The following is a 25,238-nucleotide window of genomic DNA, read 5'->3' on the forward strand; positions in this document are numbered from 1 at the left end:
CGGTGCAGGGCAGGGGGTGGAAAAAACCCTTGTCCTGAACGTCAAAAAATCAAAGGGTAGAGTATATGTTAAGCAAAATCAGCGAATCATTGTCCAACCTCTCCGGCGCAGAACGCAAAGTTGCCGAATCTGCGTTGGCCGAGCCGAAATGGTTCGTTCATGCCGCTGTGGCGGAAATCGCCGAGCGTGCTTCCGTCAGTCAGCCGACTGTAATCCGTTTCTGCCGCAGCTTGGGTTACAAAGGCTTGCCTGAGTTCAAACTCGCTTTGTCTGCCAGCATCGGCCATGAAGGTATGCCTTACGTTCATGAAGAATTGAACGCCGATGACAACATGAGCAGCGTGGTCGAAAAAGTATTGGGCAATGCTGCAGCCTCCCTCTTGGGCGAGCGCCGCTTCCTGAAAGAATCCGAGCTGGAAAACGCGATTGCCATTCTGATGCACGCGCGACGCGTTGAGTTTTATGGTGTCGGCAACTCCGGCATCGTTGCCCAAGATGCGCAACACAAATTCTTCCGCTTCGGTATGTCCACCGTTGCCTATGTCGATACGCATACCCAGCTGATGGCGGCTTCCGTATTGACCGAGCAGGATGTATTGGTGGCGATTTCCAATACCGGCTCGTCTATCGAATTGCTGGACGCGGCCAGTATCGCCAAAGAAAACGGCGCAGCCGTTATCGCGCTGACTCGCAATGATTCGCCGTTGGCTCAAATGGCCGACTGCGTATTGAGTATTGCCACTCAGGAAAATGCCGAGCTTTATACGCCTATGGTGTCCCGTCTTCTGCAGCTGGCCGTTATCGACATTCTTGCCATCGGCTTGGCCTTGCGCTTGGGCGATACTGCCAGCACGCAACTGCAAAAAAGTAAAAAAAGCATACATAACAAACACATCGAATACGATAAAGATTGATTCTTCACTGATATCTTCAGACGGCCCCAACCCACATCAAGGCCGTCTGAAACCTCAAAAAACGGAAACCACCCCGTTCCCGTTTCAGACGACCTCACGGCCGTTTTCTCAACAAAACTGTCCAATATCCAGGAGAGCATCCGATGAAACACCTTCACGATTTACCAGCTTGGTCAAAATTATGGATACATTTTGACGAAACCAAAGAACAACATATGCGCGAAATGTTCGAGCAAGATCCCGAACGTGCCGAGCGCTACTGGCTGCAGGTTGGCGGCCTGACTTTGGATTATTCTAAAAACCGTATCAACGACGAAACCATGTCGCTTTTGTTCGAGTTGGCTCGTGAAGCAGGCGTGCCGGAACGGATGCAGCAAATGTTCCACGGCGAAAAAATCAATACGACAGAAAACCGCGCCGTACTCCACGTTGCCCTGCGCAACCGCACCAATGCCCCCATCGTCGTGGATGGCGAGGATGTCATGCCTAAGGTCAACCATGTCCTGCAACGCATGGGCGAATTCGCGCATGAAGTCCGCAGCGGCAGCTGGTTGGGCTATACCAATCAAGTCATTACCGACGTCGTCAACATCGGTATCGGCGGCTCCGACCTCGGCCCTCTGATGATGTGTACTGCGCTCAAGCCTTTCGGTCATCCGCGTTTGAACATGCACTTCGTCTCCAATGTGGACGGCTCCCAACTGCGCGACGTATTGTCCAAAGTCCACCCCGAGACCACCCTCTTCATCATCGCCTCCAAAACCTTTACCACCCAAGAAACCCTGACCAACGCCCTGACCGCGCGTAAATGGTTCTTGGATCATGCAGGCGATGAAAGCGCCGTGGCCAAACACTTCGTTGCCGTATCGACCAACCAAAAAGCCGTTGCCGAATTCGGTATCGATACCGCCAATATGTTTGAATTTTGGGACTGGGTCGGCGGACGATACAGCCTCTGGTCAGCCATCGGCCTGCCGATTATGCTGTATCTCGGCGAAGAGAACTTCATCGAAATGCTCAACGGCGCGCACTTGATGGACCAACACTTCATCAACACGCCACTGGAGCGTAACCTGCCGGTTATCCTTGCCCTTATCGGCATTTGGTACATCAACTACTACGGCGGCGGCAGCCACGTTATCGCGCCTTACGACCAACATCTCCACCGTCTGCCCAAATTCATCCAGCAGCTCGATATGGAGAGCAACGGCAAACAAGTTACCCTCGACGGTAAACCGGTCGGTTACGAAACTTCCCCGATTATTTGGGGCGAAACAGGTATCAACGGTCAGCACGCCTTCTTCCAACTGCTGCACCAAGGTACGCACATCACACCGATTGACCTCATTGCCTCTCTTGAAAAACGCAGCAATTTGCAAGGCCATCACGAAATCCTGTTGGCCAACGTCTTTGCCCAAGCCGAAGCCTTTATGCGCGGTAAAACGCCTGACGAAGTACGCGCCGAGCTTCAAGCACAAGGCATGGAAGCAGAGCGTATCGAAGAGCTGGTTCCGCATAAAACCTTCTCAGGCAACCGCCCGACCAACCTCATCCTCATGGACAAAATCAACCCGCGCAATATGGGCAGCCTGATTGCCATGTACGAACACAAAACCTTCGTTCAAGGCATTATTTGGGGCATTAACAGCTTTGACCAATGGGGCGTAGAACTCGGCAAACAACTGGCCAAAACCATTCTTGCCGAATTGACCGGCGAGACCGAAGTGCAAAAACACGACAGCTCGACTACACGTCTGATTAATCTTTATTTGAATGCCAACAAATAAAGCATTTATTTAAAACAAAAGGCCGTCTGAAAGTTTCAGACGGCCTTTTGTTTTATTCCGGATCATCCGTAAACGCATTTTCCCGAAATATCGGTACAAACGTGAAAAGATACAGTACGAACACGGCGATGGTCAGAAGCGCAGGAACGGTAATGAAAAATATCGGGTTCACGTTCATCAAGAAAGCGCGCGAGACGGCAGCCATAAAGAGAAGGGGGACGGCAATGCGGCAGAGCTTAGGGTAGTCGAGTTTGGTAAAGCCGCTGTGCCACAGTCCGGCGGTCAGCCACACCATCATCACGCCGCCCATCATACCGCCGAGGGTAATCAGGTGTAATGGGGCGGAGGAGGGCAGATTTTGCAGTTTCGCCGCGCCTGTCCACAGATAGCCTGCGGCGGCAAAAAGCTGGAGCAGGTAATAAGTGCGGACGTAGTGTTTGCGCAGGAGTTCGTGATGGTGCAGTTCGCGCAGCTTGGCGAGCAGGATGAAGCCGACGGCGAGCGCGGTAAAACCGGCGGTTTGCGCGGGCAGCCAAAGCTCGGCGGCGGCGTGCAGCAGCAGGAAGGTGATGGCGATGTTTTTATAGACGACGTTGGGGATGAATACGGGGTCTTTCAGACGACATTCTTTAAGGGCTTCCGCGCCCAGAAGGACGCTGACGCGGACGGATACAAACATGACCGCCGCCATGTTCAGATGCACTTGCGCGCGCAACAGGTTCAAATCACCGCTGACGGCATAGGCCGTCTGAAAAACGGTGAACGCGGCAAGTAACATTAGCAGGGCAAAGTTGTCGGTGTTGCGGTCGAGCCAAATCAGCCAGGCGCAGAACAGCAGCAACACCAGCCAATAGGCGGCGACGAAAAACGAAGAGGTTTGCGTCGCAAACGGCAACAGGACGGATGCGGCGAGCAACAATGCCGCCATCAAAGTAGCAACAGGTTTCAGACGACCTTTATAACCCGTCCATTCGAGCATGGCGGCAGTCAGAAAACCGCCGTATGCCGCAGGCAGCATGAGTTCTAAGAAGATTTGGCGGTGCAAGACGATGGCACCGGGGCTGATGAGAAACACCAACACGCCGAGTATGGCAAGTACCGCCGCGCCGACAAAAAACGGCCGCATGGGGTGGGTGAAAAATTTATTCATGACTTGGCTTGATTCTGCATGAAGATGCTTTCGGATATGGATTTATTGGGCGGACAGGGCCGTATCTTTTGACAAAGAGGCAAGCCTGCGGCTTGCTTACCCTCTCCCTAGCCCTCTCCCACGGGGAGAGGGGATTAGGCTGTCGAGCCCGAGCATTTTCAGGTTTACCTGCCATCTGATTTTCAATCCTGCGCTCTCTGATTTTCAGCAACCTGTTCCCCTCGCCCCGTGGGAGAGGGTTAGGGAGAGGGTAACGAACCGCAAGGTTTGTCAGATACTCAAATGCCCGTATCATTCATATTATTGATATTATTGTTTGAATTGTATTATTTTCAATAATAATAAATAATCCTAAACCAATATAAATAACAGCCATTATCCAACGACTAAACTTCTCTACAATTTCACCAATACCTGAAATATTAGCCAATCTTTGTGCTGTATATACTAAAACAAAAATCAATATTAAAAATACAAGAAGAGTAACTAATAAGTCGACAAGATCTAAAGTCACAAAGTAAGGAACAAAAAGTCCAATATTATCTGCACCACAACTAGCAACTGTAACCAAAGCAACAATACCGACTAATTTTGACAACCCTTTTTCATCCAATTCTTTTTTAGCTCTTTTTTCGCCCTCACAATCGTCGTAAATAGCAACTTTAATACCTAAGTAAATCGGTATTAAACCTAATAAACCCAACACCCATTTTTCCGGAACATAATGCAAAACAAAAGCTAGAAATAAACTAACTAATATTAAAATTACAGAACCTAAATATTGTCCGATATAAATATCTCGATATTCTTTTCTAGTATTTGCTCTAGCAAAAAATATTAATAGTATTACCAACAAATCTACTGCTGTAGCAATATATAAAACAGCAGCAGTAATCACAGTCGAAAACATAAAGCACCTCATAATGAATCCCCTGCCCCCTTGGCACCACGGCTTTTTCAAAAACCGAATCGCGTTCGGATAACAGATTCGTATCTTTCGCTAAAGAGGCAAGCCTGCGGCTTGCTTACCCTCTCCCTAGCCATCTCCCACGGGGAGAGGGAATTGGGCTGTCGAGCCTGAACATTTTCAGGTTTACCTGACATCTGATTCCCAATTCTACGGCTCTCTGATTTTGAGAAACCTGATCCCCTTTCCCCGTGGGAGAGGGTTAGGGAGAGGGTTAGGGAGAGGGTTAGGGAGAGGGCAACGAACCGCAAGGTTTGTCAGAAATTTAAATTCCTATCACTCATAATAATGAATCCCCTGAAACTCTCTTGCCACCACGGCTTCTTCAAAAGCCGAATCGCGTTCGGACAGCGGCGTAGGCAGGGTAATCACGTTTTGCACGTTCATGCCCTTAGTGGAAAGCAGCATGATTTCATGGCTCAGGCGTGCGGCTTCGAAGCGGTCGTGCGTTACCAGCATACACGCCATGCCCTGCCGCTCGATTTTTTCCACCAGCATGGCGACCAAAATATCGCGCAAATCGCGGTCCAAACCGACGAACGGCTCGTCCAGCAAGGCAAGGTCGCAGCCGCACAGCAGCAGGCGCAAAAATGCTACCCGTTTCGCCATGCCGCCGGACAATTCGGTCGGATATTTGTTCAAATCGCCCGCAGTCAGCCCGACTTTCGCCGCCAGCGCGATGATTTCGCCTTCATCGAGTTTGTCCATAAAAATAGCGATATTCTGCATCGCGGTCAAGTTTCCCGGCAGGCGGTTTTCCTGAAACAGAAAACCCGTTTTGCGGAAAGTATTGCGTATCGTGCCCGATTTCGGCGTTTCCAAACCCGCAATCAGCCGCAAAACCGTCGTCTTGCCGCAGCCGCTCGGCCCGAACAAAGCTTTTACTTCGCCGTGTTGCAGGTTCAAACTGAAATCGCGCACAATGGGATCGCGGAGAATTTCAAAACGCACGTTTTCAAGACAGAGCATCATCTCCTCCACGGCATAAACAAAATTTCCAAAGGCTTGGTAATCAGGTATTCAAACAGCGATACAAACACGATAACCAGCACCACATAAGCCATCACCGTCGAAGTTTCCAGCATCGCCCTCGCGTCCGCAATCCGCGCTCCCACGCCTTCGCTCGCGCCCAAGAGTTCCGCCATAATCACCACCTTCACCCCCATCGCCACCGCCACGCCGATGCTGGAAATCACATAGCCCGTCAGATGCGGGATATACAGATAACGGATTTTTTTCAGACGACCCAATTTATAAGCGTCAAACAATTCCTCATGCTGCTTGTTCACACTCGCCATCCCGACCGCCGCACTCGCAAACGTCAGCGGCGCGACCAACACAATGATGGTAAACAGCACGCTCGGATTGCCGAAACCGAACCAAAACAACGCCATCACCACCCAAATAATCGGCGGCATCGCCAACAAAACCGTAATCACAGGCTTGAGCAACGCCATCGCCGTCTTAAAACTGCCCGCCACCAGCCCCGCCGCCAATCCCGCCGCCAAAGCAACCGAAATCCCCACCACCGACCGCCACAGCGAAATCCCGATTTCGTTTTCCTGAAAATGTTTCAATAAATCCAAAGACTTTTGAAACACCTCCACCGGCGCAGGCAGCATAAACTCACCAAACACGGCACTGCCCCATGCCCACAACGCCACCACCACCATCGCCACGCTCAGTCCGGCAAAGCCGCTCCAAAGGTAGTCGATGATGTAAAACACCGCAGGCTGCGGTTTGCGGATTTTGTCGGTTTTAATCATGGTTTGGGTATTGGTTGGTGGGGATGGTTTGGGAACGGTAGGTCGTCTGAAAAAATGGTGATTGGGTTAGATGGAACACCGTAACCCAACGAAACGGTTTGATTTCCCAAAATAGTGTTTTCAGACGACCTTGGTTTGGGATTCATGGTTGGGTTACGACTGTGGCTAACACGACCTACGTTTGTTCTTAATTTAAAGAAAACTGTAAAGGCTGCGGAGCAATTACATTTTTTATGCTTTCTACTTGATTGGAATTTGTACTAATTGATACTTGGTGAGAGTCAGTAATCAAGAGCCCAGGTTGAGCAATAGGAGCAAGAGAATCAATGGCTTCTAAAACGGTTAATTCTCGTCTTTCTTCCAAGCGTTGTGCAACTATTCTGTGAGAACCAACAGAAAGATATTCTGGTTTGGGCATTTTTGCATCCCAATAAATAAAGGATTGAATAATCTGCCATGCAGAGTAAAAAATCTCCATAAAAGAACCGTCATATGGCAAAGGGCACACTACAAGGTTACGGTTTGAATCAAAGACTATTTGATCACCCTTTCCAAATGTTGAAGGAACTATACCTATTCTTAACCCTTGAGCTCCTTCTAACTGAGATTTGTTTATTTTAACGGTCGTTCCCACCCATCTATCAGTATCCCTATTTCCTAGAAATAAATCAGCCTTCCAAAGTCCAGAAATACTGCTAGGCAGTTGATCTCTATAATTCTGCCTACGAAATGCCTGCATTAAGTCTTGAATATATTGTTTTAATTTTGGTGGTTGTGCCTGCGCTCCTGTTAAAATCCTAGAATCATCAGTGAGTAAATCATCTGCATTACCAATAAGCTGCAAAGCTCCGGTCTTTTCTGCTCCAAATAAAATAGATGCAGTATCGTTACCTGGTACACGACAAAAACGGGTCAAACTATCATGCACCCGTTCAATGATCATAGGGTCTTTTCGTTGAATTGCATCATGGACAGCATATTCGAAGCAAATGCCGCAATCACCAGACCCAGGCCTATAAACACGAGGTAGCATAAACAGTTTTAAATTATGTATACCGCCTGTTTCATTTACAACATCATTTTTTATTGCAAATAATAATCCGTGAAGAATTGGACGAATAACCGCAATCAATGCACTTACTTCATCTGCAACACGTCCTTGTTGTTGTTCTACTTGAATATTAATTGAGTTCATATTTTACTCCAGTAAATGGTAATGTTTGTCTTAGTCGAGCGATGGGTTAAGCCGCTGCTTAAAAGTTCGCGGACGGCAACAATGGAGGTGAACGTTTTGGCTCACAAGCCGTCTGAAAATACAATGGGAATGCGACAATTGTTTACTATACCACGACGCGTCCTTACCGATTGTTTACCCGTTATTTTTCCAAACAAGGCTCTTTGTGTACTGTTCGAACTATTATCTGATGGGTCGTCTGAAAAGGGTATATTGGATTCCCCAATACAACTTCCCCCTTTTTCAGACGACCTCTCCTCCTTTTAAGCCAAGAAGAATCCATTATCCGGCAGCTTGCCGCCCAAAAGTTTCGGGTTGAACTGCATCAGGATTTCGTAAAACTTCAAAATCTCGTTCTTCACTTCGCTACCTTTGGTTACCGTCAGCCGCGCGCCGTCCAAGCCCATGACTAGGGCGGGTTCGGGGGCGGGTAGGTAGTTTTTGCCGATTTTCGCGGCGCTTTGGCGGTTGGCCAGTATCCAGTTGAGCGCGTTTTTCAAATCCTGATGGAAGATGTCGAACTGCGCCTTGTGCGCGTGGAAATATTCTTCGTTGGCGATGATGCCCGCCATCGGAATCAGCGGTTTGGTGTCAAACGCCTGCCCCCATGCTTTCACTAAGTCAAAACCGCGCACGACGTTTACGCCCATGGTTTTGCCTTTCAGTAGGCTGGCGGTTGCCATCGGTTCAGGCAGGATGGCGGCGTGGTAGTCCTTGCTTAAAAACAGTCCGACTGCTTCGGGCGGCGTGGCGGTGTAAGTGATGCCGACTTTGTGTACGTCGATTTTCAGTTTTTTCAACAAGGCTTGCAGCACGATGTCGGGCATGTCGTTTTTAAACGGCACAAGGATTTTTTTACCGACCAAATCCTGCGGCGAGGCAATCGCGCTGCCTTTGCACATCAGCTGCGTGATGCCGTTGGTCAAAATATTGACCATACCGACTTTCTGCCCTTGGTTGCGCAGGTTCACGCCGACATTGCTCGGACTCATCATGACTTTAAATTGTCCGCTTGCTACACCTGCGCGCAGTTGGTCGGGCGAACGCCAGATTTTCAGCGATACATCCGCCTGCTTCGCCAGCTTGCCTTGCAACGCCGCTACGGCAATGGTTACGCTGGGCATTGCCGGTGCGCCGTACACGGTAAATTGTTCTTTACCGGCAGCCAACAATGAAGGCGAAACGCCTGCGGCTGCCAGCGCGGCGGTCATTTTTAAGAAATCGCGTCTTTTCATATCCATTTTTTATCTCCTAATTCTTAATAAGCCAGTGTAGGCATTCTTTCAGACGGCCTGATTTTAAAAAGCCGCATGCAAACTTAACCAATATGTCCTGCCCGGTGCATACACCACGCTGGGGGATAGGGCGAGGACGTGGTCGCCGCTGATGTATTCGGCGTATTTTTTGTTGAACACATTGTTCACGCCCAAGCGTAAGCCGTATTTGTCTTTGATGTTTACGCCTGCGTAAAGGTCGGCAACGGTAAAGCCTTTGGCGGCTTCGCGTTTGTCTATGCCCAGACTGCTTGCCGCGTCAAAATCGCCGCGCGTTTGTTTGGCGACAAAGCGTGTTGCGGCGCCGATGTTGTAGCTGCCGTGGGCAAAGTAGTTTTTGTAGTCGGCTTGGACGGCGGCTTCAAACGGACGGATTTGATAGAGCGGCCTGCCGTCGGTTTCATTGTGTCCGTAGTTGTAGGCGGCTTTGATACCTGCCGCCCAATGCGGATTGAAGTTGTAACGCGCGTAGGCCTGCGCGGTAAACAATCGTGCGTCCACGTTGCGTGTGATGATGCCGCTGCCTTTGGAAGCTGTGCCGCTTTGTCCGTGGGCGCGGTCAAAAATAATCAGGTCTTTGACTTTGTCCGCCACAAGTGTGCCGCCCACGTTCCAGCCTGCGCCTGCCAACGAGTTCATGTAGCCGTTGTAGTAGTCGTTGCGGCTGTCGGCGGTGAGCTTGATGCGGTTGTGTTTTTCGGTTTTCAGCAGGGGATTGCCTGCGATGGCGGCGGCTGGATTTTGGTTCATCAACGCGCTGTTCATGCGGTTTTGCACGATTGCGGCAAGTGAGTTGAAGCGTTCGGTGTTGTCGCCGATTCGTTCTAAGTGAGCAAGGGAAACGCTGTATTTTTGAGTTTCAGACGGCGTGAAATCGTATTTGAGTTCGCCTGAGAAGGCATGACGGCGCACTTTACCGTCGAAGTCGTAGCCGTAATGGGTTTTCCAGATTTGTTGTGATGAGGCGAAGGCAAGGTTGCGGTTTATCGGATGGGCGGGCTGCGCCGTATTTTTGCGTACGTCCGCTTCGTTGATTTCGTAGCTTAAGCCCAAGCCCAGTTTGTGTTGGTCGTTGAACTTGTAAGACAGGGTATCGGCAATGCGCCAGCGGTCGATGTGCACATCGGCGAAACGGTAGCCGTTGAGGAAGTCGCGCATGGCGGTGTGGGCGTTGCGCTCGCCGTTTTGGCTGTCGTTGCGGTAGCTGACGGCGGCCGTATTGTGGAACTTGCCGAAATCCGCATCGTGTTTGAGCGAGAAATCATACACTTTGCGGTCAAGCTCTACGAACACTTGCTGCGGCGTGTTGTTTGGTCGCAAGGAGTAATTGTCGGCATGGCGTTTGAGTTTGATGACACCAGCTTCTGCGCTGACCGTATTGCTCAAATCGGCATTGCCCCAACGCGCGTTGAGTTTGGCGATGTGGCGTTCGGTATCCAATGCATCGTTGACGAACTGCGGTTGGCGGTCGTTGTTGATGTCGTCGTGCAGATAAGTGAGGCGGTATTCCTGATTTTCAGACGGCACGAAACCGAGTACCAAAGCTTGATTGAAACGGCTGTATTTCCAATCTGTTTGATTGCCGTCTCCGTCTTTATAGCCGTTGGCCTTGGTGTGATTGAGGTTGGCCACGCCATACACTTTTGCCCCACGCGCTTGTGCGGTAACGGAGTTGTAAAAGCTTTTGCCGTAGAAGCCGCTGTTTGCTTTCAACGGACGGAAGGCTTGGTCTATGTTTTCGGTAACAAAGTAATGATCGCTGAGGTCGGTGCGGTCGAATTGGTTTTCGGGGAAATAGCCTTGTGCGGCGGTCGGCGCAATCGGTTTGGGAGGGGAGAAGGTTTTGACAGGCTGGATTTCATCAGGGTCTGCCAAGGTTTCGGCAAAGCCGTTTGCAGCGGCAAAACTGCTCATTAACAGGTAAACCAAATGTTTTCGTTTCATCTTCATCTCCTGATAATCATTTTTATTCATTATGCTCTTGGAGAAAAACAAAGTAAAGAAACGATAAGGTATTTATTGTCGATAAATACCTAGCGTAGAACACAAATCGGCAAGGAGGAAAATTTTTAGAAGAGGGGAGCGGCGGCGCAGGTTGTATTTGCTCCGAAATCGGGTTTTATCTTCTATTAATATTTCAGGTTAATAAAGCAAAAGGCCGTCTGAAAACCCCTCTCTTTTCAGACGGCCTTTTGCTGGGTATAATAAATTTACGAATCATTATTATTTCTGTTTGAATATAGGAGAAACGCATGAGTACCCGTACCGAACACGACACCATGGGCAATGTCGAAGTCCCATCCGAAGCCTATTGGGGCGCGCAGACCCAGCGCAGCCGCAACAATTTCAAAATCGGCGGCGAAACCCTGCCGCAGCCGTTGATTTATGCTTTGGCGCTGGTGAAAAAAGCCGCAGCTGCCACCAATGTTTCCCTCGGCAGGATTAAGCCCGAACAGGCGGATTTGATTACGCAGGCGGCGGACGACGTGTTGAACGGCAAGCTCGACGGGCAGTTCCCATTGGTAGTGTGGCAGACCGGCTCCGGCACGCAGTCCAATATGAACATGAACGAAGTGCTGGCAAACCGCGCCAACGAAATTGCCGGTACAGGTTTGGCGGCGTATCAGCCCGTCCATCCCAACGACCATGTGAACCACGCGCAATCGACCAACGACGCGTTCCCGACCGCCATCCACGTCGCCGCCGCGATTGAAATCAACCGCCACCTTATTCCGGCGGTAAAAGCCTTGCGCGATACATTGGACAAAAAAGCCAAAGAATTCGCCCCCATCGTCAAAATCGGCCGCACCCACTTGCAAGATGCGACGCCGCTGACTTTGGGTCAAGAATTTTCCGGCTACGTTTCCCAGCTCGATCATGGCTTAGGTCGTCTGAACGATGCGCTTAAAGACTTATATGAACTCGCTTTGGGCGGCACGGCGGTCGGTACGGGTTTGAACAGCCATCCCGAATACGCCGAAAAAGCCGCTGCCAAACTCGCCGAATTGTCCGGCTTGCCGTTTGTCAGCGCGCCGAATAAATTTGAAGCCTTGGGCGGACGCGATGCTGCCGTTGCCGCTTCGGGTGCATTGAAAACACTTGCAGCAAGCCTGAACAAAATCGCCAACGACATCCGCTGGCTGGCAAGCGGCCCGCGTTGCGGTTTGGGCGAAATAAAAATCCCTGAAAACGAGCCGGGTTCGTCCATCATGCCGGGCAAAGTCAACCCAACCCAATGCGAAGCGATGACCATGGTGTGCTGCCAAGTGTTCGGCAACGACGTTACCATCGGCATGGCAGGCGCATCGGGCAACTTTGAGCTGAACGTCTATATGCCCGTTATCGCCTACAACCTCTTGCAATCCATCCGTCTGTTGGGCGATGCGTGCAACAGCTTCAACGAACACTGCGCCGTCGGCATCGAACCCGTACCGGAAAAAATCGACTATTTCCTGCACCATTCCCTGATGTTGGTTACTGCGTTAAACCGTAAAATCGGCTATGAAAACGCCGCCAAGGTCGCCAAAACCGCCTATAAAAACGACAAATCGTTGCGCGAAACCGCCATCGAATTGGGCTTGCTGACAGGCGAAGAGTTTGACGAATTGGTCGTTCCTGCCGATATGGTTCATCCGCGTTAAGCTTTAATAATGAAACATGCCGTCTGAAAATGTTTTCAGACGGCATGTTTTTATGCTGCGGTTGTTTTTTCCTCGAATAGGGTAAAAATCATTGGCGTCAGATTGACGACCATTAGAAACATTATTGAGCTCAAAAATGTACGCCAGGCATAATGCCACGCTTCCGTTTTGTCTGCTTGGGGGAGGAGCGATGCAGTATAGCGGTTGTGTAGGGTTTTTGCGGTGTCATTGTTTTCCAAATAGTCCAACGAAAGTACCAATAATTTGCCCGTGTCTTTGTGTTGCAAGAATTTGGCATGTTCAACCCAGATTCCTGGCTTGGCGTGTTCGCATAAAGATTCAATGCCGACGCAAGAGGCTAAGCTGTTTTGGTTGTTTTGCAAAATCGACAGCTCGTTTTTTTCAGCCTGCATGGCTGCGGGGGAGGTTTGATGAAGGTATACGCTCATGCCGTTGCTCTCTATTGCTTGAAAATCATGGAGCTGGCTGAATCCGCCATTTTCCCAGGCAACGAATACGGCATAGCATCCGCAGCATAAGCAGATCATGATCAATTTTAAGACAATGTTTTTCATCCTTGCTCCTTTAGTATGAAGATGGCGGCAAAGTCAGGAGGCGTGTTTTCTCGTTTGAAGGTAAGTTTAGGTTTATCTGTTTTTATTGTGCGGTTGAGTGTAACACAGGTAATCAAAAGGCCGTCTGAAAATTTTCAGACGGCCTTTTATTATGTGTTTAGATGGGTTTAAGCCAATAATTCACGCCAGCGTTTAACTTGGAAACGGACTTGTTCAGGCGCAGTGCCGCCCAAGTGGTTGCGCGCGTTTAAGCTGCCTTCGGGTGTCAGCACGCTGTAAACATCTTCGGCAATCAAACCGCTGAAACCTTGCAAGACCTCAAGCGGCAATTCGCTCAAATCAACGCCAGCTTCATCGGCATGGCGCACGGCTTGGGCAACGACTTCGTGGCTGTCGCGGAAAGGCATGCCTTTTTTCACCAAGTAATCCGCCAAGTCGGTAGCCGTTGCAAAACCCTGCATTACGGCGGCGCGCATATTGTCGGGTTTGACGGTCACGCCGCGCATCATGTCGGCGTAAATGCGCAGGGTGTCGATAAGCGTGTCGGCAGTGTCAAACAAAGGCTCTTTGTCTTCCTGATTATCTTTGTTATATGCCAAAGGTTGCGATTTCATCAGGGTAACCAGGCCGATCAGGTGCCCAATCACGCGACCGGATTTGCCGCGCACGAGTTCGGGTACGTCAGGGTTTTTCTTTTGCGGCATGATGGACGAGCCGGTGCAGAAACGGTCGGCAATGTCGATAAAGCCGAAACGCGGGTTCATCCACAAAATCAATTCTTCGGAAAGGCGGCTCAGGTGAACCATAATCAGAGAAGCGGCAGCCGTGAACTCAATGGCAAAATCGCGGTCAGATACGGCATCGAGCGAGTTTTGGCAGATTTGTTCAAAGCCCAACAGCTCGGCGGTAATTTCGCGTTGAATCGGGTAGGTGGTACCGGCCAGTGCTGCTGCGCCGAGCGGCATACGGTTGACGCGTTTGCGGCAGTCGGCCATGCGCTCGAAATCGCGGCCGAGCATTTCAACGTAGGCGAGCATGTGATGCCCGAAGCTGACCGGCTGGGCAACTTGCAGATGGGTAAAACCGGGCATGACGGTTTCGGCATTTTGTTCCGCCAAATCAACCAAGGCCGTCTGAAGGTTTTGAATCAGGCTTTGAATAACGGTAATTTGATCGCGCAGCCACAGGCGGATGTCGGTAGCGACTTGGTCGTTGCGGCTGCGGCCGGTGTGCAGGCGTTTGCCGGCGTCGCCGATTTTGTCGGTGAGGCGGCGTTCGATGTTCATGTGGACATCTTCCAAATCCAGCGACCAGGAAATAGTTCCTTCCTTGATTTCTGCTATAATCTCGGCCATGCCCTGACGGATGGCGGAGAGGTCGTCTTCGCTCAAAACGCCCGACTGTGTCAGCATTTGCGCGTGTGCCAGCGAGCCTTGGATGTCCCATTCTGCCAGCCGTTTGTCAAAATCAATCGAGCCGGTATATTTTTTGACCAGCTCGGAAACAGGTTCGTTAAAACGGCCTGACCAGGTTTTGTCCTTGCTCATATCAGCATCCTTAAAATATAAATAAAAAAACAGGGTCTACGTCTTCAATATAGCAGACCCGTCTATACATTATGAAAGAAAACGGTTGAAATCATGTCTATTATACGTCAAATAAACCAGAATTTCGCAGTGCCGGATTTGCGCAATTCCGCAACTCTGGTGCGCCTGCTCATTGTTTTGTTAATCAGTTTGTTTATCTTTCCGTTGATGACGGTATCGGGCGTGCCTTATCCGGAACAGATTTTCCAACATTTTTCATGGGCTTGCCCCGTCATCCTCTTAATTTTACTCAAGGTCTATTTCTTACAGGCATTTGCGCCGTCCCTGCTTCGCTCACAGTATAGCGTTGTGGTTTCCTACGTTTCCAACCTGCTGATTTTCTTGTTTGTCGATTTAGTGATTTTGAAGACAGAAATTTGGCCGCTGATTCAACACTTCTTCTTGCTGACCTTTTTTTGTTTCAGTTTCATGTACATCGAAGCGGCCCGCCGCAACAGCCTCGCGCCTTCCATTTCCGAAGCCAGACTGAGCGCGTTGACAGCGCGTATCCGTCCGCATTTCTTGTTTAACAGCTTGAATGCCGCCATCAGCTTAATCCGTCTGCGTCCGTATGATGCGGAAACTTTGCTGGAAAATCTGGCCAACCTGTTCCGCGCGCAACTGCGCGATGGTAGTCAAAACAGCACCTTAGGGCAGGAAATCGAGTGGGCGCAGGAATATATTGCCATCGAGCAAATCCGCATGGGACATATGCGCGTACAGGTTATGTGGCAGCACCATGCGCCTGATGATGCGGAAACGCCGCATTTGCTGCTGCAACCGCTTTTGGAGAATGCCGTATTTCATGGTGTCGAATCTATCCACCGTCCAGGGATAATTACGGTATTAACAAAATTGGAAAAATCATCTATTTTCATCAGTATCGAAAATCCGTGCGGAACGGAACCTAACGAAAATACCAAGCCGCATAAAGGCAATTCTATGGCTCTGCGCAATCTGAAAGAGCGCCTGACTTTGATGTATGACACCGATGCGAAAATCAGAAACATCCAATCAGACGGCCTGTTCCGCGTTGAAATCATATTGCCGTACCGTAAAAAATCAGCCGAAGTTTCCCGTCTGTTTGGCTAAAACGCTTAGAAGAGGGCGGCTTTGGATAGGTTGGACTATTAATACATTAAATAAAATAGTTTAAATTTATTACACTCAGTAACATAACTGTTCCCATTTTTTGAAAACTGGTCTATGATACTTAAAAGGATTGTTTACAATCCTTAATTGCAAATCATTTGCAATTGTCCAGAAGAAAAAACAGAAAAAGGAACAAAGAGATGTTAGAAGCCTATCGTAAAGCCGCCGCCGAGCGCGCCGCCCTTGGTATTCCCGCCCTTCCTCTGACTGCTCAGCAGACTGCTGATTTGGTTGAGCTGCTGAAAAATCCACCTGCCGGTGAAGGTGAGTTCTTGGTTGAGCTGTTGGCTCACCGCGTACCGCCCGGTGTGGACGATGCTGCCAAAGTTAAAGCCTCATTTTTGGCAGCCGTTGCCGAAGGTAGCGCATCCAGTCCGCTGATTTCCCCTGAGTATGCTACTGAGCTGTTGGGTACCATGCTTGGCGGTTACAACATTCATGCACTCATCGAACTCTTGGATAACGACAAACTTGCGCCTATCGCTGCAAATGGTCTGAAACACACTCTGTTGATGTTTGACTCTTTCCACGATGTTCAAGAAAAAGCCGAAAAAGGCAACAAATACGCGCAAGAAGTATTGCAATCTTGGGCAGATGCCGAATGGTTCACTTCTCGTGCCAAAGTTCCAGAAAAAATCACTGTTACCGTCTTCAAAGTCGACGGTGAAACCAATACAGACGACCTCTCTCCTGCACCTGATGCATGGAGCCGTCCTGATATTCCTCTGCACGCGCTGGCGATGTTGAAAAACCCGCGCGACGGCATCAATCCTGATAAACCGGGCGAAGTCGGTCCGATTAAATTGTTGGAAGAACTCAAAGCCAAAGGCCATCCTGTTGCTTACGTTGGCGATGTGGTCGGTACCGGTTCTTCACGCAAATCCGCAACCAACTCTGTAATTTGGCATACAGGCGAAGATATTCCGTTCGTACCGAACAAACGTTTCGGCGGCGTGTGTCTGGGTGGCAAAATTGCGCCGATTTTCTTCAATACTCAAGAAGACTCCGGCGCATTGCCGATTGAAGTCGATGTATCTGCTCTGAAAATGGGCGATGTCGTCGATATCCTGCCTTATGAAGGCAAAATCGTGAAAAACGGCGAAACTGTTGCCGAGTTCAGTCTGAAATCTCAAGTATTGCTGGACGAAGTGCAAGCCGGTGGCCGTATCAACCTGATTATCGGTCGCGGCCTGACTGCCAAAGCACGTGAAGCATTGAAACTGCCTGCTTCTACCGAATTCCGTCTGCCTCAAGCGCCTGCCGAAAGCAAAGCCGGTTTCACATTGGCTCAAAAAATGGTTGGCCGTGCCTGCGGTTTGCCAGAAGGCAAAGGCGTGCGCCCAGGTACTTACTGCGAACCACGTATGACTACTGTCGGCTCGCAAGATACTACCGGTCCGATGACTCGCGACGAATTGAAAGACTTGGCTTGCTTGGGCTTCTCAGCAGATATGGTGATGCAGTCTTTCTGTCACACCGCGGCTTATCCAAAACCTGTCGATGTGAGAACCCATAAAGAATTGCCAGCCTTCATTTCTACCCGTGGCGGTGTGGCTCTGCGTCCGGGCGATGGCGTGATTCACTCATGGCTCAATCGTCTGCTGTTGCCTGATACAGTCGGTACCGGCGGCGACAGCCACACCCGATTCCCTATCGGTATTTCTTTCCCTGCCGGCTCCGGCTTGGTTGCTTTCGCAGCAGCCACAGGCGTAATGCCGCTCGATATGCCTGAGTCTGTATTGGTACGCTTCAGCGGCAAACTGCAACCGGGCGTAACCCTGCGTGATTTGGTGAACGCCATTCCGCTGTACGCGATTAAACAAGGCCTGCTTACTGTTGCCAAAGCCGGTAAGAAAAATATCTTCTCCGGCCGCATCCTCGAAATCGAAGGTCTGCCTGATTTGAAAGTGGAACAAGCCTTTGAATTGACTGACGCGTCTGCCGAACGTTCTGCTGCAGGCTGTACTGTGAAGCTCAACAAAGAGCCGATTATCGAGTACATGAAATCCAACATTGTGTTGATGAAAAACATGATTGCCGACGGCTATCAAGATTCGCGCACTTTGGAACGCCGTATCAAAGCCATGGAAGCATGGCTGGCGAACCCGGAGCTGCTCGAAGCGGATAAAGATGCCGAATACGCCGCCGTGATTGAAATCAACATGGACGACATCAAAGAGCCGATTATCGCCTGCCCGAACGATCCGGACGATGTATGCTTCATGTCCGAACGTTCCGGAACCAAAATCGACGAAGTGTTCATCGGTTCTTGTATGACCAACATCGGTCACTTCCGCGCTGCTTCCAAACTCTTGGAAGGCAAGAGCGATATTCCTGTGCGCCTGTGGGTAGCGCCGCCGACCAAAATGGATGCAAAAGAATTGTCTGACGAAGGCCACTACGGCGTACTCGGCCGTGCCGGCGCGCGTATGGAAATGCCGGGTTGCTCATTGTGTATGGGTAACCAAGCACAAGTACACGAAGGCGCGACTGTAATGTCCACTTCTACCCGTAACTTCCCGAACCGTTTGGGTAAAAACACCTTTGTTTACCTCGGCTCGGCTGAGTTGGCAGCAATCTGCTCCAAACTGGGTAAAATCCCAACTGTTGAAGAATACCAAGCCAATATCGGTATCATCAACGAGCAGGGCGACCAAATCTACCGCTACATGAACTTCAACGAAATCGACAGCTACAACGAAGTAGCCGAGAAAGTGAATGTTTAATATAGCAAGGTAAACCGATTTTCAGACAGCCTTAAATAATAAAGGCCGTCTGAAACGGAAAAAAAGGACGTGTTCATCACGTCCTTTTTATTTTTAGTTTAATAAAAGGCCGCCTGAAAGATAAGTTTCAGACGGCCTTTGCTTAGGATAAATAATCACAAAACCGATTAATCAGCGTTGTTTACTTTACGCCAAAACCAGGTTGGAGTAGGGCGCAAGGCTGACGCTCGTGACGGCTGCGGCGTGTTCTGCCGGCAATTTTACCGCAGACAATACCCGGATCGTTTTTCTCTTCTGCTTTTTTCGAGTTTTTGTCTGATTTATTCGCGTATTCGTTGCGTTTGTTTCTATCATCGCGGCGGGAGCGGCTGTCGTTGTGCTGAACCGGTTGCGCTTCGGCTTCATCTTGATTGTCGTTGCCCCACCAATGCGGCTCAAAGCCTTCGATGCGTTCCACATTCAAATCGCTGCCGATCAGCTCTTTAATGGATTCAAACATTTTCTGTTCGGTTTTATCCATCAAGGAAATGGCAACGCCGTCAGCACCGGCCCGGCCGGTACGTCCGATGCGGTGGACGTAGTCTTCAGGTTGGGTTGGTAGCTCGTAGTTGATGACGAAAGGCAACTCGGCAATATCCAGGCCGCGTGCGGCAACGTCAGTGGCAACCAAAACGCGTAATGTACCTTCTTTAAAGGCGTTGAGGGTTTCCAGTCGGCTTTGTTGGGATTTGTCGCCGTGGATGGATTGGGCAGCAATGTTGCGGCGGACGAGGTCGCGGGTAACTTGATCGACGCTTTGTTTGGTTTTGCAGAATACAATGACTTGATTCATATGCAAATCAACAATCAGACGTTCGAGCAGGTTGCGCTTTTTGAGTGCATCAACGGCAATGATGTGTTGCTCGACATTGGCGTTGGTGGTATTTTGCGCAGCCACTTCAACCATTTCGGGCGTGTGCATAAAATCTTGCGCAAGCTTGCGGATAGGCGGTGAGAAAGTGGCGGAGAAAAGCAGGGTTTGTCGCTGTTTGGGCAACATCTGCATGATTTTACGGATATCGTCGATGAAACCCATATCAAGCATACGGTCGGCTTCGTCGAGTACGACGATTTCAACTTTGTTTAAATTAATGTTTTTTTGTTTGACGTGGTCGAGCAGTCGGCCAACCGTAGCGACAACGATTTCACAACCAGCGCGCAAGTCGGCAGTTTGTTTGTCCATATTGACGCCGCCGAAGAGTACGGTATGGCGCAAAGGAAGATTTTTAATATATGCCTGCACGTTTTGATCGATTTGATCGGCCAGTTCGCGGGTCGGGGTCAATACCAACATGCGGACAGGGTGCATGGCAGGGGAGGTGCTGGATGTGGCGTAGCGTTTCAGGCGTTCGAGGCTGGGCAGCATAAAGGCGGCGGTTTTACCTGTGCCGGTTTGTGCTGCGGCCAAAAGATCGTGTCCTGCCAAGGCTTTAGGAATCGCTGCGGCTTGGATAGGCGTCGGGTTTTCATACCCTTGATCGGTTAGGGCAGAGACTAATTCGCTGCCTAAACCGAGTGAAGAGAAAGGATTCATGATGGTGGCTTTCTGTTCAGACGGCCTTTTGAATGATAGGCCGTCTGAAAAATCTGATTCTGAAATGGACAAACCGCAGTATGATGTTAATTCTGCGGTTTGAAAAAATGGGGAGCGGAATAATCCGTCAAGTAGTCCATTATGCCATAAAAAGAGGGACTTCCCAAATGATGGTTGCGACTAGGAACAGCCACGTTTTGATATTTTTACAGTAAAAAAAAACAGAAAAAATGACTGGTCTGCAAGATTTTGAGTTTATTGAGGATTAAGCATTTGCCTTAACTTCAATAGAATTAATTTATCAAAAACTTACAGGTTGAAATGAAACTAAATTGCACTCATGTACTCAATATTGAGGTACAGAGCTTGTTTTGTAGCCTGTATCTCCCGTTTAACGGTAAACTATAAAATCAAAATTTAGGAATATATAATTATGAAAACTTTATTAATCGCTCTTGCCACCGGTAGCCTGATGTTGGCAGCTTGTTCTTCTTCCAAACCTGAAGAAGCGGCAGCGCCACGCATCACTGTTGAAGAAGCGATGACTCAATGTCAACAAGCATCTGGTGAAAATGCTGATCGTGCTGTATTTGATGCTTGCATGAAAGGCAAAGGCTATCAACGTACAGCTGAATCAGTTGCTTCCGATCCTGCTGCGAGCCTGTAGCTGATTCTGAAACTGCTGTTCCTGCTAAAAAAGCAGCTGTTAAGAAAGCAAAAAAATAAGCGTCATAAAATTCAAGGAAGTCACTCTCATCAATACTCCGGATGAAGGCAGACTTAGAGCAACTTGAAAACAAAGGCCGTCTGAATATGTTTCAGACGGCCTTTGTTTTTTCATGTATAAGACCATTATTCAAAGATATGCTTTTGGTTTTATTAAAAAATAAAAAAAGACGTGTAACGGGTACACGTCTTTTTCAGAGAATGAGCTTTATTGCTTATATTCGCTGCCGTCTTTGCGGAAAAGTTTTGGCTGATCGCCTTTTTCCACCACTTCTTTATTGATGACGACTTTTGCTACGTCTTTCAAATCTGGCAAGGTGTACATGGTGTCCAAGAGGCAACGTTCGACGATAGAGCGCAGGCCGCGCGCACCGGTTTTGCGTTCCATAGCCAGTTTGGCGATGCTGCGCAAGGCGTCTTCTTCAAACTCAAGGCCGACATCTTCCATTTCAAACAAGGTTTGATATTGTTTGACCAAGGCGTTTTTCGGTTCGGTCAAAATGTTGACCAAAGCATCTTCGTCCAATTCTGCCAATGTGGCAATTACGGGCAGACGGCCGATAAGCTCGGGAATCAAACCGAATTTAATCAAGTCTTCAGGCTCGACTGTTTCAAACAGGGCTGAAATATCGGCATTTTCATCTTTGCTGTGTACAGCCGCACCAAAGCCGATACCGCCTTTTTCAGTACGTTGGCGGATGACTTTTTCCAAGCCGGCAAATGCACCGCCGCAGATAAAGAGGATGTTGGTGGTATCAACGTTGATGAATTCTTGGTTTGGATGTTTGCGGCCGCCTTGAGGGGGAACGCTGGCTACCGTGCCTTCAATCAGTTTCAGCAAGGCTTGTTGCACACCTTCGCCGGATACGTCGCGCGTGATGGACGGATTGTCGCTTTTGCGTGAAATTTTATCGATTTCATCGATATAAACGATGCCGCGCTGGGCTTTTTCAACGTCAAAATCACATTTGCCCAAAAGTTTGGTGATGATTTGTTCGACATCTTCACCGACATAACCGGCTTCGGTCAAAGTTGTGGCATCCGCCATGACAAAAGGTACATCCAGTTTGCGCGCCAAAGATTGCGCCAACAGGGTTTTACCTGAGCCGGTAGGGCCGATGAGCAGGATATTGGATTTGGACAATTCCACTTTGCCCTCCGCTTTCGGGTGGCGCAGGCGTTTGTAGTGGTTGTAAACCGATACTGCCAACGCTTTTTTTGCGTGTTCCTGACCGATAACGTGGTCGTTGAGGTTGGCAACAATTTCGGCTGGGGTAGGCAGTTTTTTCTCGGCGTTTTCTTCTTTCGCTTTGGCAAGCTCGTTTTCAATCTCGCCGGACTCGTTGTCTTGCAGCATTATGCCGCAAGTTTCTACACATTCGTTGCAGATGAAGGCGTGTTCGCCTTCGATCAGGTTTTTAACGTCGTTTTCGGACTTCCCGCAGAATGAACAGGTGCGTTTTTCTTCAGACATAATAATTTCTTCGTATGGTTGTATGGAGGCTGTGTTGTAAAGGGGGAACAGATATTTCGGGCGTATTGCCGGATTGAGGGAATGCCTCTGACAAAGGAGCCTAAGTATAATGACTATCTTGTGTTTTTTCAAATCAGAGCAGGCATTGCGCCGTATCGTCTAAGAAACAGATGCGGACGTTGGATTTGAATATCTCGCAAACAAACGCAAAGTTTTCTCAACTCGCTTTACAATTAGCGAAAAATTTAACAGAATGTTGAATTAAATGTATTTTTTTGAATTGGCAGATATGAAATTCTATAAAACTTTAGGAATGGTATGGACAGGTGTGGCATTGGCCTTTGCTTCTGCGCCTGCCGTTGCCGATGATATGGATGTATTGGGACAATTTTTGGAGCAAAATTTCCCAGTGCAAAATGACCCGCTGGAAGCTTTTGCATTGAGTTATGCCGACCAAGTCGAAGCTCAAGCCGCTTTGGCAGGTCCTCTGCTGTCTTCGCAATCTGCTTTGATTTTCAATAATAAAACCGGTGAAGTGCTGTATCAGAAAAACCCTGATCGTGTCATGCCGATTGCCTCTATTTCCAAATTGATGAGCGCGATGGTGGTTTTGGATGCGCATCTGGATATGAACGAGCCGATTACGATTACCGAGGCTGAAATCGACCGTTTGAAAGGTACGGGCAGCCGTTTGAGCATCGGCACGACGCTGACACGCGGCGAACTGTTGCACCTGAGCCTGATGAGCAGTGAAAACCGTGCTACTCATGCATTGGGCCGTACGTATCCGGGCGGTATGAGCGCATTTGTTGCGGCTATGAATGCCAAAGCGCAAAGCCTGGGTATGACCAGCAGTCGTTTCTATGAGCCTACCGGTTTGAATTTCCAAAACGTTTCCACTGCACGCGATTTGAACCGCATGGTTGCGGCAGCCAGTAAGTATCCGCTGATTCGCAAAAATTCGACTTCAAATTACGGCTCGGTTTGGACGGCAAATGGTCGTCAAAACTACAAAAACTCCAATGCCTTGGTGCGTGAGGGCAGCTGGAATATCGAATTGCAGAAAACCGGCTATATTCGTGAAGCAGGACGTTCTATGGTGGTTAAGGCCAATGTACAGAATCAGCCGATTACCATTGTATTGCTCAACTCTCCGTCTTCCACAACCCGCGTGAACGATGCGCGTAAGATTGAGTCTTGGATGCTGCAGCGCCGTTCTTAAATATTACGCTTAAAGGCCGTCTGAAACCGTTCAGACGGCCTTTTGTGTAAAGGGTATTAAATTTGGGTACAATGTCGTTACATTAATTTTAAAACACAGAGAGAAAACATGTTGAAAAAATGGAATAAAAAATATTGGGCCGGCATGGGTGTGATTTTGGCGTTGACCGGCTGTACTTCTGTAGCGGATATGGTTGGCTACGATACTGCGACTTTAAATGAAGACGCGGCTAAAAGTTACTCACAAGTCATTCAAAACGCGCGTGGTCAAAAAGCTTTGGATGTTTCATCTCCAACTGCTCAACGCGTTCAACGCGTGTTTGCACGTCTGCGTCCTCATGCTGAGCGCGCCAACAAAACTGGCGTGCCTTTCAACTGGCAGATGAACGTTATCCGCAGTGATGAAATGAACGCATGGGCAATGCCGGGCGGTAAAATGGCCGTGTACACCGGTATAGTAGAGAAATTGAAGCTGACGGATGATGAAATTGCCGCCGTTGTCGGCCATGAAATGACCCATGCTCTGTTGGAACACAGCAAAAAAGCTTTGGGCGGACAAGTATTGACCGGCTTGGGCGGTTCGATTTTGGCCAGCTCAACCGGTGTGGATGGTGATTTGGTTGGCTTGGGTGCAGATTTGTTGGCGACAAAACCGTTCTCACGCAATCAGGAAAGCGAAGCGGATGCAGGCGGTGTACGTTTGATGGCTGAAGCAGGCTACAACCCTGAGGCTGCGGTAAGCGTGTGGGAAAAAATGAACAAAGTACAGGGCGGTAGCTCATTGTCTATTTTGTCGACCCACCCAACCAATCAGGCGCGTATCAATGCAATCCGCAAAATGTTGCCTGAAGTAATGCCGATTTATCAGAAAAACAAACGTTAATTTGATGTACTTATAATTTTGCCGGTTTGAACAGATGATTCAAACCGGCAAAGTTTTATGGTTTCAGTCTGACAGTTTGGCAAATTTATCCCAATTTGCTTGAACGTAGGCTGCTGCGGTTTCCAAGTCTTCGTCGGCAACGTCATAATAATCGCCGTCAAGCTCTTCAAAATCGGGAAAAGCTTTACGGATTTCGTCGAAATCCCTTTGCTCATCTGCCATTTTTTCAATGGCTTCGCCGTGTTTTTCGTACAAGGTTTTGGCTTTGTCTAAGATTTTCGGTATCGGTTTGATGCGCCAGCGGCGCAGGCTGTCGGTAACCGGATTGCCGAAGATGTATTCTCCGTATCCTGAAGCGATAAGCTGTACGAAGCCGCCTTCTTGAACCTGGCTGTCGAGATAGCAAAGGGCGGTCAATGTATGCTGTTCGTCGTTAAGGCTGGACATTTCCTCATCTCCTGCCTGTTCGGTGTGGTCCAAATAGGCTGCGCTGAGTGTATAAAGAAATGAAGCGGAATCGGAAGTATCGAAATCTTGAAGGCGGAGCAGGGTAGTCATCATCATCAAAGGCCGTCTGAAAAAAGTGATT

General features: G+C 49.1%; 20 protein-coding genes. 8 read left to right on the top strand and 12 right to left on the bottom strand.

The genetic code is table 11. From position 1 onward, the window contains the following. The first annotated feature begins 65 nt into the window (after window positions 1-65). Together hexR and pgi are read left to right on the top strand one after the other, a co-directional pair. The gene (gene hexR / locus ACTHTU_RS03370) at window positions 66-914 is read left to right on the top strand and encodes a DNA-binding transcriptional regulator HexR (protein WP_049352085.1); all 849 of its coding nucleotides are present in this window, start codon (window positions 66-68) and stop codon (window positions 912-914) included. Between the two features lie 143 nt (window positions 915-1,057). Further along, window positions 1,058-2,701, top strand: coding sequence for a glucose-6-phosphate isomerase (gene pgi, locus ACTHTU_RS03375; protein WP_440361758.1), 1,644 nt, complete (start codon window positions 1,058-1,060; stop codon window positions 2,699-2,701). A 52-nt stretch (window positions 2,702-2,753) separates the two neighbouring features. On the opposite strand, the gene ACTHTU_RS03380 is transcribed toward pgi, so the two are convergent. From ACTHTU_RS03380 to ACTHTU_RS03410, 7 genes are all read right to left on the bottom strand, one after another. Continuing rightward, window positions 2,754-3,851 (bottom strand): NnrS family protein, encoded by a 1,098-nt coding sequence (locus ACTHTU_RS03380; RefSeq protein WP_440361759.1) that lies wholly within the window; start codon window positions 3,849-3,851, stop codon window positions 2,754-2,756. A 295-nt stretch (window positions 3,852-4,146) separates the two neighbouring features. Further along, complete coding sequence (locus ACTHTU_RS03385) at window positions 4,147-4,761, bottom strand: CadD family cadmium resistance transporter (RefSeq protein WP_004519352.1); 615 nt, start codon at window positions 4,759-4,761, stop codon at window positions 4,147-4,149. Between the two features lie 333 nt (window positions 4,762-5,094). Continuing rightward, entirely contained in the window at window positions 5,095-5,787 is a 693-nt protein-coding gene (locus ACTHTU_RS03390) for an ATP-binding cassette domain-containing protein (protein ID WP_206193499.1), read from the bottom strand. Further along, the gene (locus ACTHTU_RS03395) at window positions 5,787-6,584 is read right to left on the bottom strand and encodes an ABC transporter permease (protein ID WP_009310823.1); all 798 of its coding nucleotides are present in this window, start codon (window positions 6,582-6,584) and stop codon (window positions 5,787-5,789) included. Before ACTHTU_RS03395 ends, ACTHTU_RS03390 begins: the two co-directional genes overlap by 1 nt. 187 nt (window positions 6,585-6,771) lie before the next feature. Next, on the bottom strand, window positions 6,772-7,779 hold the full coding sequence (locus ACTHTU_RS03400; protein WP_440361760.1) for a hypothetical protein: 1,008 nt from the start codon (window positions 7,777-7,779) through the stop codon (window positions 6,772-6,774). Between the two features lie 302 nt (window positions 7,780-8,081). Beyond that, window positions 8,082-9,059 (bottom strand): ABC transporter substrate-binding protein, encoded by a 978-nt coding sequence (locus tag ACTHTU_RS03405; protein WP_440361761.1) that lies wholly within the window; start codon window positions 9,057-9,059, stop codon window positions 8,082-8,084. 57 nt (window positions 9,060-9,116) lie between these two features. Next, on the bottom strand, window positions 9,117-11,036 hold the full coding sequence (locus ACTHTU_RS03410) for a TonB-dependent receptor (protein WP_440361762.1): 1,920 nt from the start codon (window positions 11,034-11,036) through the stop codon (window positions 9,117-9,119). Between the two features lie 308 nt (window positions 11,037-11,344). Between ACTHTU_RS03410 and fumC the strand changes: the two genes are divergently transcribed. Further along, on the top strand, window positions 11,345-12,733 hold the full coding sequence (gene fumC, locus ACTHTU_RS03415) for a class II fumarate hydratase (protein ID WP_070823307.1): 1,389 nt from the start codon (window positions 11,345-11,347) through the stop codon (window positions 12,731-12,733). A gap of 50 nt (window positions 12,734-12,783) precedes the next feature. Here the strand turns inward: fumC and ACTHTU_RS03420 are convergent, their stop codons facing one another. Both ACTHTU_RS03420 and argH read right to left on the bottom strand, forming a co-directional pair. Beyond that, entirely contained in the window at window positions 12,784-13,308 is a 525-nt protein-coding gene (locus tag ACTHTU_RS03420) for a hypothetical protein (RefSeq protein WP_440361763.1), read from the bottom strand. A gap of 167 nt (window positions 13,309-13,475) precedes the next feature. Further along, the gene (gene argH / locus ACTHTU_RS03425) at window positions 13,476-14,855 is read right to left on the bottom strand and encodes an argininosuccinate lyase (RefSeq protein ID WP_440361764.1); all 1,380 of its coding nucleotides are present in this window, start codon (window positions 14,853-14,855) and stop codon (window positions 13,476-13,478) included. Between the two features lie 93 nt (window positions 14,856-14,948). Here argH and ACTHTU_RS03430 point away from each other — a divergent pair, with 93 nt between their 5' ends. Both ACTHTU_RS03430 and acnB read left to right on the top strand, forming a co-directional pair. Beyond that, on the top strand, window positions 14,949-15,986 hold the full coding sequence (locus ACTHTU_RS03430) for a sensor histidine kinase (protein WP_049331614.1): 1,038 nt from the start codon (window positions 14,949-14,951) through the stop codon (window positions 15,984-15,986). A 200-nt stretch (window positions 15,987-16,186) separates the two neighbouring features. Further along, complete coding sequence (gene acnB / locus ACTHTU_RS03435) at window positions 16,187-18,772, top strand: bifunctional aconitate hydratase 2/2-methylisocitrate dehydratase (RefSeq protein ID WP_440361765.1); 2,586 nt, start codon at window positions 16,187-16,189, stop codon at window positions 18,770-18,772. A gap of 181 nt (window positions 18,773-18,953) precedes the next feature. Here the strand turns inward: acnB and ACTHTU_RS03440 are convergent, their stop codons facing one another. Next, entirely contained in the window at window positions 18,954-20,348 is a 1,395-nt protein-coding gene (locus ACTHTU_RS03440; protein WP_315114259.1) for a DEAD/DEAH box helicase, read from the bottom strand. 430 nt (window positions 20,349-20,778) lie between these two features. On the opposite strand from ACTHTU_RS03440, the gene ACTHTU_RS03445 reads away from it, so the two are divergent. Further along, complete coding sequence (locus tag ACTHTU_RS03445) at window positions 20,779-21,012, top strand: hypothetical protein (RefSeq protein ID WP_070814360.1); 234 nt, start codon at window positions 20,779-20,781, stop codon at window positions 21,010-21,012. Window positions 21,013-21,279: 267 nt separating this feature from the next. Here the strand turns inward: ACTHTU_RS03445 and clpX are convergent, their stop codons facing one another. Further along, window positions 21,280-22,545, bottom strand: a complete 1,266-nt coding sequence (gene clpX / locus ACTHTU_RS03450) for an ATP-dependent Clp protease ATP-binding subunit ClpX (RefSeq protein WP_440361766.1) — start codon at window positions 22,543-22,545, stop codon at window positions 21,280-21,282. A gap of 313 nt (window positions 22,546-22,858) precedes the next feature. On the opposite strand from clpX, the gene ACTHTU_RS03455 reads away from it, so the two are divergent. Together ACTHTU_RS03455 and ACTHTU_RS03460 are read left to right on the top strand one after the other, a co-directional pair. Next, window positions 22,859-23,767, top strand: a complete 909-nt coding sequence (locus tag ACTHTU_RS03455; RefSeq protein WP_440361861.1) for a serine hydrolase — start codon at window positions 22,859-22,861, stop codon at window positions 23,765-23,767. Window positions 23,768-23,875: 108 nt separating this feature from the next. Then, entirely contained in the window at window positions 23,876-24,649 is a 774-nt protein-coding gene (locus ACTHTU_RS03460) for a M48 family metallopeptidase (protein ID WP_440361767.1), read from the top strand. A 63-nt stretch (window positions 24,650-24,712) separates the two neighbouring features. Here the strand turns inward: ACTHTU_RS03460 and ACTHTU_RS03465 are convergent, their stop codons facing one another. Next, complete coding sequence (locus ACTHTU_RS03465) at window positions 24,713-25,207, bottom strand: DMP19 family protein (RefSeq protein WP_440361862.1); 495 nt, start codon at window positions 25,205-25,207, stop codon at window positions 24,713-24,715. Window positions 25,208-25,238: the final 31 nt, after the last annotated feature.

This window comes from Neisseria sp. P0020.S005, from assembly GCF_051957055.1.
In the GTDB taxonomy this organism is placed as follows: domain Bacteria; phylum Pseudomonadota; class Gammaproteobacteria; order Burkholderiales; family Neisseriaceae; genus Neisseria; species Neisseria subflava_A.

Bases quoted from the DNA above. Each gene is read 5' to 3' on its own strand.
- hexR (WP_049352085.1), top strand. From the start codon at position 66: ATGTTAAGCAAAATCAGCGAATCATTGTCCAACCTCTCCGGCGCAGAA.
- pgi (WP_440361758.1), top strand. From the start codon at position 1,058: ATGAAACACCTTCACGATTTACCAGCTTGGTCAAAATTATGGATACAT.
- ACTHTU_RS03380 (WP_440361759.1), bottom strand. From the start codon at position 3,851: ATGAATAAATTTTTCACCCACCCCATGCGGCCGTTTTTTGTCGGCGCG.
- ACTHTU_RS03385 (WP_004519352.1), bottom strand. From the start codon at position 4,761: ATGTTTTCGACTGTGATTACTGCTGCTGTTTTATATATTGCTACAGCA.
- ACTHTU_RS03390 (WP_206193499.1), bottom strand. From the start codon at position 5,787: ATGCTCTGTCTTGAAAACGTGCGTTTTGAAATTCTCCGCGATCCCATT.
- ACTHTU_RS03395 (WP_009310823.1), bottom strand. From the start codon at position 6,584: ATGATTAAAACCGACAAAATCCGCAAACCGCAGCCTGCGGTGTTTTAC.
- ACTHTU_RS03400 (WP_440361760.1), bottom strand. From the start codon at position 7,779: ATGAACTCAATTAATATTCAAGTAGAACAACAACAAGGACGTGTTGCA.
- ACTHTU_RS03405 (WP_440361761.1), bottom strand. From the start codon at position 9,059: ATGGATATGAAAAGACGCGATTTCTTAAAAATGACCGCCGCGCTGGCA.
- ACTHTU_RS03410 (WP_440361762.1), bottom strand. From the start codon at position 11,036: ATGAAACGAAAACATTTGGTTTACCTGTTAATGAGCAGTTTTGCCGCT.
- fumC (WP_070823307.1), top strand. From the start codon at position 11,345: ATGAGTACCCGTACCGAACACGACACCATGGGCAATGTCGAAGTCCCA.
- ACTHTU_RS03420 (WP_440361763.1), bottom strand. From the start codon at position 13,308: ATGAAAAACATTGTCTTAAAATTGATCATGATCTGCTTATGCTGCGGA.
- argH (WP_440361764.1), bottom strand. From the start codon at position 14,855: ATGAGCAAGGACAAAACCTGGTCAGGCCGTTTTAACGAACCTGTTTCC.
- ACTHTU_RS03430 (WP_049331614.1), top strand. From the start codon at position 14,949: ATGTCTATTATACGTCAAATAAACCAGAATTTCGCAGTGCCGGATTTG.
- acnB (WP_440361765.1), top strand. From the start codon at position 16,187: ATGTTAGAAGCCTATCGTAAAGCCGCCGCCGAGCGCGCCGCCCTTGGT.
- ACTHTU_RS03445 (WP_070814360.1), top strand. From the start codon at position 20,779: ATGAAAACTTTATTAATCGCTCTTGCCACCGGTAGCCTGATGTTGGCA.
- clpX (WP_440361766.1), bottom strand. From the start codon at position 22,545: ATGTCTGAAGAAAAACGCACCTGTTCATTCTGCGGGAAGTCCGAAAAC.
- ACTHTU_RS03455 (WP_440361861.1), top strand. From the start codon at position 22,859: ATGGTATGGACAGGTGTGGCATTGGCCTTTGCTTCTGCGCCTGCCGTT.
- ACTHTU_RS03460 (WP_440361767.1), top strand. From the start codon at position 23,876: ATGTTGAAAAAATGGAATAAAAAATATTGGGCCGGCATGGGTGTGATT.
- ACTHTU_RS03465 (WP_440361862.1), bottom strand. From the start codon at position 25,207: ATGACTACCCTGCTCCGCCTTCAAGATTTCGATACTTCCGATTCCGCT.